We start from the raw sequence: 8,471 nt of genomic DNA, 5'->3' as shown, positions 1-8,471 counted from the left end.
GGCGGCCGGCGCCTTCGTGCTGTTCGGCTTCGGCCTGCTCGGCGCGCGGCTGCTGCACCTGCAGGTCGTCAAGCACGAGGAGCTGGCCACCCAGGCGGAGAACAACCGCATCGCGGTGGTGCCCATCGTGCCCAACCGCGGCCTGATCGTCGACCGCAACGGCGTCGTGCTGGCCAATAACTACTCGGCCTACACGCTGGAGATCACACCATCGCGCGCCGGCGAGCTCGAACCGCTGATCGAGCGGCTGGCCGAGGTGGTCGACATCCAGCCGCGCGACCGAAAGCGCTTCAAGCGCCTGATGGAGGAGAACAGGAGCTTCGAGTCGCTGCCGATCCGCACCAAGCTCAGCGACGAGGAGGTGGCGCGGTTCACCGCGCAGCGCTTCCGCTTTCCCGGCGTGGACATCAAGGCGCGGCTGTTCCGCAACTACCCGCTCGGCGAGACCGGCAGCCACCTGATCGGCTACATCGGCCGCATCAACCAGGCCGAGAAGGAAGCGATCGACGAGACCGAGGACGCCGCCAACTACCGCGGCACCGAATACATCGGCAAGCTCGGCGTCGAGCAGAGCTACGAAGCCGAGCTGCACGGCACCACCGGCTTCGAGGAGGTCGAGACCAGCGCCGGCGGCCGGCCGGTGCGTCGCCTGAAGAGCAACCCGGCCACGCCCGGCCACAAGGTGGTGCTGTCCATCGACATCAAGCTGCAGGCGCTGGTCGAGCAGCTGTTCGGCGAGCGCCGCGGCGCGCTGGTGGCGCTCGACCCGCGCAACGGCGAGGTGCTGGCTTTCGTCAGCAAGCCGACCTTCGACCCCAACCTGTTCGTCGACGGCATCGACCACGAGAGCTGGAAGGAGCTCAACGAGTCCATCGACAAGCCGCTGCTCAACCGCGCGCTGCGCGGCACCTACCCACCCGGCTCGACCTTCAAGCCCTTCATGGCAATGGCCGCGCTGAATACCGGCAAGCGCAGCGCGTCCGCCGTGATCCACGACGGCGGCACCTTCCAGTTCGGCAACCACACCTTCCGCAGCCATGGCGACCACGGCCTCGGGCCGGTCGACATGACGCGCAGCATCGTCAAGTCGAGCAACGTCTACTACTACTCGCTGGCGAACGAGATGGGCGTGGACCTGATGCACGAGCAGCTCGAGCCGTTCGGCTTCGGCCGCAAGACGGGCATCGACGTCGAGGGCGAACTCACCGGCCTGCTGCCGTCCACCGAGTGGAAGCGCAAGGCCTACAAGAAGCCCGAGCAGCAGAAGTGGTACGCCGGCGAGACCATCTCGCTGGGCATCGGCCAGGGCTACAACAACTTCACCATGCTGCAGCTGGCCAGCGCGACGGCCACGCTGGTCTCCGGCGGGCAGCGCTTCAAGCCGCGGCTGGTGCGCGAGGTGGAGGACGTGGCCACCGGCGAGCGGCGGCCGACCTCCAGCGTTGCGTTGCCACCGCTGCCGCTGAAGCCCGAGCACGTGGAGCTGATCAACCGCGCGCTGCACGGCGTGACGCAGGAGGGCACCTCGGTGCGCTCGTTCCTCGGCGCGCCGTACAAGACCGGCGGCAAGACCGGCACCGCGCAGGCGGTCGGCATCCGCCAGAACGAGAAGTACAACGCCGCCAAGCTCGAGGAGCACAAGCGCGACCACTCGCTGTACATGGCCTTCGCGCCGCTGGAGGCGCCGACCATCGCGCTGGCCATCGTGGTCGAGAACGCCGGCTTCGGCTCCGAGGCGGCCGCGCCGATCTCGCGCCGGGTGTTCGACTACGCGATCGCCGGCCTGTGGCCGAGCGACGAGGACATCGCCCTCACCCGCGAGGGCAAGTCGGGCCCGCCGGTGGGCAAGCAGCGCCCGGCCGCCGAAGTGACGCTGCCCGGCGCGACCACCGTGCTGCCCGCGGTGGCGGCGGCGAGCGGGCCGGCGGCACAGAAGGTGGCGCGCGGCGACGCGGCCGAGGGCGCAGCGCGATGAACGTCGGCACCCGCCCCGCGCCGATGAACGTCGCCTTCGAGCGGCCGTCGATCTGGCAGCGCATCGTTCCGGTGTTCACCGGCTTCGACGGGCCGCTGTCGCTGGCCATCCTGCTGCTGGCCGGCGCCGGCATGCTGACGATGTACTCGGCCGGCTTCGACCATGGCACGCGCTTCGTCGACCACGGCCGCAACATGCTGATCGCCTTCGCCATCTTGTTCGTGGTGGCGCAGGTCAGCCCGCAGCGGCTGATGTCGCTGGCCGTGCCGCTGTACGTGCTGGGCGTGATCCTGCTGCTGGCGGTGGAGTTCTTCGGCATCACCAAGAAGGGCGCGACGCGCTGGCTCAACGTCGGTGTCGTCATCCAGCCCAGCGAGATGCTGAAGATCGCCGTGCCGCTGATGCTGGCCTGGTGGTTCCAGCGCCGCGAGGGGCAGCTGCGCGTGCCGGACTTCGTCGCCGCGGCGATCCTGTTGGCCATTCCGGTGGGCCTGATCATGAAGCAGCCCGACCTGGGCACCGCCATCCTGGTGGCCTCGGCGGGCCTGTTCGTGATCTTCTTCGCCGGGCTGTCGTGGAAGCTGATCATCCCGGTGATGGTGACCGGCGCGATCGCCATCACGGCGCTGGTGATGTCGGGCGACGCCATCTGCGAGTCCGACGTGAAGTGGCCGGTGCTGCGCGACTACCAGAAGCAGCGAGTCTGCACGCTGCTCGACCCCACCAAGGATCCGCTGGGCAAGGGCTTCCACACGCTTCAGGGCATGATCGCCATCGGCTCGGGCGGCATCGAGGGCAAGGGCTTCATGAAGGGCACGCAGACCCACCTGGAGTTCATCCCCGAGCGCACCACCGACTTCATCTTCGCCGCCTTCTCCGAGGAGTTCGGGCTGGTTGGCTGCGTGCTGCTGCTGCTGGGCTTCATCTTCCTCATCTTCCGCGGGCTGATGATCGCCTCGGAGGCGCCGACGATGTTCGGCCGGCTGCTGGCCGGCGCCATCACGCTGAGCTTCTTCACCTATGCCTTCGTCAACATGGGCATGGTCAGCGGCATCCTGCCGGTGGTGGGCGTGCCCTTGCCCTTCATCAGCTACGGCGGCACCGCGATGGTCACGCTCGGTCTCGGCCTGGGCATCCTGATGTCGATCTCCAAGAGCCGCCGGCTGGTACAGACATGACCGACAGCGTCGCCGTTGTCGGCATCGGCAACATGGGGCTGGGCATGGCGCTGCGGCTGCGCGACCGCGGGTTTGCGCTGCGGGTGCGCGACATCGACCCGGCGCGCGAGTCGATGGCGCGCAGCGAGGGACTGGCGGTGTGTGCATCGCCCGCCGAGGCGGCGGCAGGCGCCCGCTGCGCGATCGTCGCGGTGGTCGATGCGAAGCAGACCGAGGCCGTGCTGTTCGGCGACGGCGGCGTGGCCGCGGCACTGCCGCGCGGTGCGGCCGTGCTGCTGTGCCCGACCATCGCGCCGCACGACACCGAGGCCTTCGCGGCGCGGCTGGCCGAGGCCGGCCTGGCGCCGATCGATGCGCCGATGTCCGGTGGTCCGGTGCGCGCGCGCGACGGCACGATGAGCCTGATGGTGGCCTGCGCTGCCTCGGCCTACGAGACGCAGCGTGCCGTGATCGAGTCCTTGTCCGGCGCGGTATTCCGCCTTGGCGAGCGTCCGGGCGACGGCGCGCGCATGAAGCTGGTCAACAACCTGCTGGCCGGCATCAACCTCGCCGGCGCGGCCGAGGTGCTGGCGCTGGCCGAGCGGGCCGGGCTGGATGCCGGGCTGGCGCTGGACGTGATCGAGCGCTCCAGCGGCCAGAGCTGGATCGCCTCCGACCGCATGCGCCGGGCCCTTGCCGGCGACCTCGCGCCGCGCGCCCACACCACGCTGCTGAACAAGGACACCCACCTCGCGCTGGACATGGCGCACCGCCTGGGCATGGCCGCGCCGGTGGGCGAGCACGCCGCCGCGCTGTTCGCGCGCGCCTGCGAGAGCGGCTTCGCGGCGCTCGACGACGCCAGCCTGCTCGAGCTGCTACGCCGGCGCTGAGCCCTTCGCCGCGCCCGGATCGACCTGCGGCCGCGCGTTGGCGGCCGGGAAGCGCAGCGTGAAGCGTGCGCCCGGGCCGAAGGCCGCGCCGCCCTGGTCGCTCAGGCCGGGCCGGTGGCGCAGGTTGGCGTCCTCGAGCTGGATCTGTGCGCCGTGCTGCACGGCGATCTCGCGCACGATCGCCAGGCCCAGGCCGCTGCCGTCGACGTCGGTGCCGAGCGTGCGGTAGAAGGGCTGGAACACCCGGTCGCGCTCGGCCAGGGGGATGCCCGGGCCGGAGTCCTCCACCTGCAGCACCACCACCTGGCCGAACGGGTCATCGACGATGCGTACCGTCACCGTGCCGCCGGCGGGCGTGTACTGCAGCGCGTTGTCGACCAGGTTGCGGATCAGCTCGCGCAGCAGCAGCGGGTTGCCGCTGACCAGCGCGCCACGGCTGGCCGACGCATCACGGCCTGTTTCCGGCCCTTCGTAGCCGAGGTCGATGCGCTTCTCCAGCGCGCGCGGCACGAAGTCGCGCACGGTCTCGGTGGCCAGCCGCGCGAGGTTGACGGCCTGCCGCTGCGCCTGCTGCTCCTGGTTCTCGGTTCGCGCCATCGCCAGCAGCTGGTTGACCATGTGCGCCGCGCTCTGGCTGGAGTGGGCGATCTGCTGCAGCGACTTCTTCAGTTCCTTCGGGTCGCGCTGGCCGGCGTCGATCTCGCGCTGCGCCAGCTCGGCCTGGGTGCGTAGACCGGCCAGGGGCGTCTTCAGCTGGTGCGCCGCGTCGGCGAGGAAGTGTTTCTGGGTGGCGATCGACTGGTCGAGCCGCGCCAGCAGGTCGTTGATCGCGCGCACCAGCGGCGAGACCTCCTCCGGCGCGTCGCGCTCGTCGATCGGCGAGAGGTCGCTGCTGTCGCGGCGGCGGATGCGCTGCTGCAGCTCGTTGAGCGGCGAGATGCCGCGCACCAGGGCCAGCCAGACCAGCAGCACCGCCAGCGGCAGGATGACGAACTGCGGCAGGATCACACCCTTGATGATCTCGGTGGCCAGCCGCGAGCGCTTGCCCAGCGTCTCGGCCACCTGCACCAGCGCCATCTGCGGCTCCGCAGAACCGCCGGGCACCGTCACCCAGACATAGGCGATGCGCAGGTCGTCGCTGTCGATCTCGCCGTCGCGGAAGCGCACCTCGTCGGGCACCTTCGACTCCTCTTCCGGCGGCAGCGGCAGGCTCAGCTCGCCGCTGAGCAGCTCGCCGCGCAGGCCGAGCACCTGGTAGTAGATGTTGTCGTCCTCGTCGGTGTGCAGGATCTCCGACGCGCCGCTGGGCAGGGTGAACTCGGCGGTGATGCGGCCGTCGACCGTCTTCAGCACGACCACCTGCTTGGCGAGGATGCGCGTCATCTCGCCGAGCTCGCGGTCGAACGGCTTGTTGGCGATGCCCTGGGCCACCAGCCAGGTCAGCGCCACGCTCATCGGCCACAGCAGCAGCAGCGGAGCGAGCATCCAGTCGAGGATCTCGCCGAAGAGGGAGCGTTGTTCCTTGCGGGTGTGCGGCATCGGCGCTCAGGATAGCGCCGCCGAAGCAGGAGAGGTCGGGCGCCGGATCAGGCCGCGATCTTCTCGAGACAGTAACCCAGCCCGCGAACGGTGGCGATGCGCACCGGCCCCTGCTCGATCTTCTTGCGCAGGCGGTGGATGTAGACCTCGATCGCGTTGTTGCTGACCTCTTCGCCCCACTCGCACAGCCGCTCGACCAGCTGGTCCTTGCTGACCAGGCGCCCGGCGCGCTGCAGCAGCACTTCCAGCAGCGACAGCTCGCGCGCCGAGAGCTCGATCATCTGGTCGTTGATGTAGGCCACGCGGCCGGTGGCGTCGAAGGTCAGCGGGCCGTGCTTGATCACCGTCGAGGCGGTACCGAGGCCGCGGCGCGTCAGCGCCCGGACACGGGCCTCGAGTTCCTGCAGCGAGAAGGGCTTGGCCATGTAGTCGTCGGCGCCCAGGTCCAGCCCCTTGACGCGCTGCTCGACGCTGTCGGCGGCGGTGAGGATCAGCACCGGCACCGAGGAACCGCGGGCGCGCAGCTTGCGCAGCACTTCCAGGCCGTGCAGCTTGGGCAGACCGAGGTCGAGGATCAGCAGGTCGAACTCGTGCGAGGCGAGCGCGGCGTCGGCCTCGGTACCGCTGCTCACCCGGTCGACCGCGTAACCGCCATTGCGCAGCGAGCGCAGCAGGCCGTCGGCCAGGACCTGATCGTCTTCCGCGACTAGGATGCGCATGCTTGTCTCCTCGCCAGCTCGGGGCCGGCTGTCGGCCGCATTGTAGGGATGGGCGGCGCGAGGCGGTGCGGCTACTGTACAAACATCCAGCTTTTGCGCTACAGTGCCGCCACTTCCCAGGAGAACGCCGCATGGATGCACCCGTCAAAGCCCTCAACACCGAAAAAGCCAAGGCCCTGCAGGCGGCACTGGCCCAGATCGAGAAGCAGTTCGGCAAGGGCTCGATCATGCGCCTGGGCGAGGGCGAGAAGATCGAGGACATCGAGGTCGTCTCCACCGGCTCGCTGGGGCTGGACATCGCGCTGGGCGTGGGCGGCCTGCCGCGCGGCCGGGTGATCGAGATCTACGGTCCCGAGTCCTCCGGCAAGACCACGCTGACGCTGCAGGTCATCGCCGAGATGCAGAAGCAGGGCGGCACCTGCGCCTTCATCGACGCCGAGCATGCGCTCGACACCTCCTACGCCCAGAAGCTGGGCGTAAACCTGCAGGAACTGCTGATCTCCCAGCCCGACACCGGCGAGCAGGCGCTCGAGATCGTCGATGCGCTGGTGCGCTCCGGCTCGGTCGACCTGGTGGTGGTCGACTCGGTGGCGGCGCTCACGCCCAAGGCCGAGATCGAGGGTGAGATGGGCGATTCGTTGCCCGGCCTGCAGGCCCGCCTGATGAGCCAGGCGCTGCGCAAGCTCACGGCCACGATCAAGAAGACCAACACCATGGTCATCTTCATCAACCAGATCCGCATGAAGATCGGCGTGATGTTCGGCAGCCCCGAGACGACGACCGGCGGCAATGCGCTGAAGTTCTACGCCTCGGTGCGCCTGGACATCCGCCGCATCGGCTCGATCAAGAAGGGCGAGGAAGTCATCGGCAACGAGACGAAGGTGAAGGTCGTCAAGAACAAGGTCTCCCCGCCGTTCAAGACCGCCGAGTTCGACATCCTCTATGGCCAGGGCATCAGCCGCGAAGGCGAGGTGATCGACATGGGCGTGACCCACAAGATCCTCGAGAAGAGCGGCGCCTGGTACGCCTACAACGGCGAGAAGATCGGCCAGGGCAAGGACAACGCCCGCGAATTCCTGCGCGAGAACCCCGAGCTGGCCCGCGAGATCGAGAACAAGGTGCGCGACGCCGTCGGCATCCCGCAGCTGCCCACGGGCGACGCCGCCGCCGAGTGAAGGCGCCGGGCTCGCGGGGGCCGCGCTCGCTGAAGGCGCGCGCGATGCAGTGGCTGGCCCAGCGCGAGCACAGTCGTGCCGAGATGCAGCGCAAGCTGCTGCCTCACGCCCGTGCGCTGGTGGCGCAGGCACAGGCCGGCGCGTCCCCGGAGTCCGTCGAGGCGCCGCCGCCGGGCGAGGTGATGGCCCGCGTCAACGAGGTGCTCGACTGGCTGGAAGCCCATCGCTACCTGAGCGAGCAGCGTTTCGCCGAGTCGCGTATCCAGGCCCGCGCCGCGCGGCACGGCAATCTGCGCATCCGCCGGGAGCTGGCCCAGCATGGCGTCACCCTCGATGCCGAGGCCGCTCAGGCGCTCCAGGCCAGCGAGTTCGATCGCGCGCGCGAGGTGTGGGCGCGCAAGTTCGAGGCGCCGGCGGCCGACGCCGCGGCACGTGCGCGGCAGGCGCGCTTCCTGTCCAGCCGCGGCTTCTCGCCCGAAACGGTGCGGCGCGTGCTGCGCGCCGCCGGTGCTCCCGCGGACGACGACTGAGCGGGCGGTCCCGGTCCGCCGCCAGCCAGCCGTCAGCTTTGACGCAGCGCAGCATGCTACATTGCGCGCCGTTCGCGCTGGTGACGGTGGAGTGACAGCCCCGCTGCGTGCCGCGCCCATCGACTCAGTACCCACCGGTCCGTTTCCATGGCTCTGCCGCCTGCCGCGCCCGAGCGAAAGCTCAAGCACCGCCGCAGCATCGACGTCCACGTCTATGCGCGCGGCAACGGGCTGTGGGAGGTCGATGCAGAGATCCGTGACGTCAAGACGCGTGATGCGAAGCTCGCCGGCGGCCTGCGCAAGGCGGGCGACTCGATCCACGACATGCTGCTGCGACTCGTGGTCGACGAGCAGCTCAACATCCTCGAGGCGGGCTCCGAGACTCGCTGGATGCCCTATCCCGGCCACTGCGACGACCACGGCGACGCCTACCGCGCGCTGGCCGGGCTGAACCTGCTCAAGGGTTTCCGCGCCGCCGTCAAGGAG

The 8,471-nt window shown here is 69.7% G+C and carries 8 protein-coding genes; 6 read left to right on the top strand and 2 right to left on the bottom strand.

What is annotated here, in order from left to right; translation table 11 throughout:
* The 3 genes from mrdA to AB7U92_RS16455 form a co-directional block, all read left to right on the top strand.
* Positions 1 to 1,975, top strand: a 1,975-nt coding sequence (gene mrdA / locus AB7U92_RS16465) for a penicillin-binding protein 2 (RefSeq protein WP_428579130.1), incomplete at its 5' end; no start/stop codon positions are given.
* Between the two features lie 23 nt (positions 1,976 to 1,998).
* Complete coding sequence (rodA, locus tag AB7U92_RS16460; RefSeq protein WP_428579132.1) at positions 1,999 to 3,153, top strand: rod shape-determining protein RodA; 1,155 nt, start codon at positions 1,999 to 2,001, stop codon at positions 3,151 to 3,153.
* Entirely contained in the window at positions 3,150 to 4,022 is an 873-nt protein-coding gene (locus AB7U92_RS16455; RefSeq protein ID WP_428579127.1) for an NAD(P)-dependent oxidoreductase, read from the top strand. The genes rodA and AB7U92_RS16455 overlap by 4 nt, the downstream gene beginning before the upstream one ends.
* Here the strand turns inward: AB7U92_RS16455 and AB7U92_RS16450 are convergent.
* Complete coding sequence (locus AB7U92_RS16450; RefSeq protein ID WP_428579124.1) at positions 4,008 to 5,561, bottom strand: sensor histidine kinase; 1,554 nt, start codon at positions 5,559 to 5,561, stop codon at positions 4,008 to 4,010. The two genes, AB7U92_RS16455 and AB7U92_RS16450, sit on opposite strands and share 15 nt — an antisense overlap.
* A 47-nt stretch (positions 5,562 to 5,608) precedes the next feature.
* Positions 5,609 to 6,280: a response regulator gene (locus AB7U92_RS16445; RefSeq protein ID WP_428579122.1), complete on the bottom strand. Its 672-nt coding sequence runs from the start codon at positions 6,278 to 6,280 to the stop codon at positions 5,609 to 5,611.
* 131 nt (positions 6,281 to 6,411) lie between these two features.
* On the opposite strand from AB7U92_RS16445, the gene recA reads away from it, so the two are divergent.
* The 3 genes from recA to AB7U92_RS16430 all read left to right on the top strand — a co-directional run.
* Entirely contained in the window at positions 6,412 to 7,455 is a 1,044-nt protein-coding gene (recA, locus tag AB7U92_RS16440) for a recombinase RecA (RefSeq protein WP_428579119.1), read from the top strand.
* 44 nt (positions 7,456 to 7,499) lie between these two features.
* Positions 7,500 to 7,985: a regulatory protein RecX gene (locus tag AB7U92_RS16435; protein WP_428579116.1), complete on the top strand. Its 486-nt coding sequence runs from the start codon at positions 7,500 to 7,502 to the stop codon at positions 7,983 to 7,985.
* 147 nt (positions 7,986 to 8,132) lie between these two features.
* A partial coding sequence (locus AB7U92_RS16430; RefSeq protein WP_428579113.1) for a DUF2889 domain-containing protein occupies positions 8,133 to 8,471 on the top strand: 339 nt, incomplete at its 3' end.

Source organism: Piscinibacter sp. (assembly GCF_050175855.1).
Taxonomy (GTDB): Bacteria; Pseudomonadota; Gammaproteobacteria; order Burkholderiales; family Burkholderiaceae_C; genus Piscinibacter.
Note: the sequence above shows the minus strand (reverse complement) of the source record. Positions and strands in the feature narration are given on the sequence as shown.

Coding starts and splice junctions, on each gene's coding strand:
- AB7U92_RS16450 (WP_428579124.1), bottom strand. CDS start 5,561: ATGCCGCACACCCGCAAGGAACAACGCTCCCTCTTCGGCGAGATCCTC.
- recA (WP_428579119.1), top strand. CDS start 6,412: ATGGATGCACCCGTCAAAGCCCTCAACACCGAAAAAGCCAAGGCCCTG.
- AB7U92_RS16435 (WP_428579116.1), top strand. CDS start 7,500: ATGCAGTGGCTGGCCCAGCGCGAGCACAGTCGTGCCGAGATGCAGCGC.
- rodA (WP_428579132.1), top strand. CDS start 1,999: ATGAACGTCGCCTTCGAGCGGCCGTCGATCTGGCAGCGCATCGTTCCG.
- AB7U92_RS16445 (WP_428579122.1), bottom strand. CDS start 6,280: ATGCGCATCCTAGTCGCGGAAGACGATCAGGTCCTGGCCGACGGCCTG.
- AB7U92_RS16455 (WP_428579127.1), top strand. CDS start 3,150: ATGACCGACAGCGTCGCCGTTGTCGGCATCGGCAACATGGGGCTGGGC.